This is a genomic window from Enterococcus sp. FR204 (genome assembly GCF_031143325.1).
GTDB lineage: Bacteria > Bacillota > Bacilli > Lactobacillales > Enterococcaceae > Enterococcus_B > Enterococcus_B faecium.
The window spans coordinates 1-1371 of sequence record NZ_JAKZIW010000096.1 but is presented as its reverse complement, the minus strand read 5'-3'; the positions used below and the strand labels follow the sequence as shown (position 1 = coordinate 1371).

The 1371-nt window shown below is 41.1% G+C and carries 1 pseudogene; it reads left to right on the top strand.

What is annotated here, in order from left to right:
• Positions 1-672: 672 nt before the first annotated feature.
• Positions 673-1203: pseudogene (gene scm / locus RG571_RS11955) on the top strand (collagen-binding MSCRAMM adhesin Scm); the annotation flags it as partial.
• Positions 1204-1371 lie beyond the last annotated feature (168 nt).

Here is a 1371-nt window from a genome sequence, read left to right as displayed (position 1 = left end):
ATGTGTCCAAGATATTGACTCAAATCCACTTCAAGCGACAGTACAGATACATCCTCTACCACAAGTGATAGCTCAGATTCATCAACTTCAAGCGATAGTACAGATACTACCTCTACCACAAGTGATAGCACGGACACGTCAGCTTCAAGCGACAGTACAGATACATCCTCTACCACAAGTGATAGCACGGACACATCAGCTTCAAGTGACAGTACAGATACATCTACCACAAGTGATAGCTCAGATTCATCTACCACTACAAGTGATAGCACGGACACGTCAGCTTCAAGTGACAGTACAGATACTACCTCTACCACAAGTGATAGCACGGACACGTCAGCTTCAAGTGACAGTACAGATTCATCTACCACTACAAGTGATAGCACGGACACGTCAGCTTCAAGTGACAGTACAGATACTACCTCTACCACTACAAGTGATAGCACGGACACGTCAGCTTCAAGTGACAGTACAGATACTACCTCTACCACAAGTGATAGCTCAGATTCAACTACCACTACAAGTGATAGTACCGATACATCAGCTTCAAGCGACAGTACAGATACTACCTCTACCACAAGTGATAGTACAGATACTACCTCTACCACAAGTGATAGCTCAGATTCATCAACTTCAAGCGATAGTACAGATACTACCTCTACCACAAGTGATAGCACGGACACGTCAGCTTCAAGTGACAGTACAGATACTACCTCTACCACAAGTGATAGCACGGACACATCAGCTTCAAGTGACAGTACAGATACTACCTCTACCACAAGTGATAGCTCAGATTCATCAACTTCAAGCGACAGTACAGGTACTAAAACCACAAGCGACAGCTCAGATTCAACTACCACTACAAGTGATAGCACGGACACGTCAGCTTCAAGCGACAGTACAGATACAATCTCTACCACAAGTGATAGCTCAGATTCATCAACTTCAAGCGATAGTACAGACACGTCGTCTACCACAAGCGATACACGTCATGCAAGTGTCTCCTTCTCAAAAACAAGTTCGGATAACAGGACGAACTTTAACTTAACTAATAAAACAAGCAATGACAATGGAAACAAATCAAAAAGAGCACTTCCTAAAACTGGAAGTCAATCGAATAATTGGATAACACTCGCAGGCGTTATATTACTTGTAATCGGTTTAAGAATCACTTTTATGAGTTATAAGAAATCGAAAAGGTAAAAAAATATTCAAGATAAAAAAGAGCAACGTCGCTAACGGACGTTGCTCTTTATTTTTGCTTTTTATCATAAATACAAGAACTACAATTCAATTTGTCAAAAAACACGTAGATTTCCTTCTGAGAAATTTATTTACGTATCGAACCTTTCCCTATTCAGTCTTTGCGAT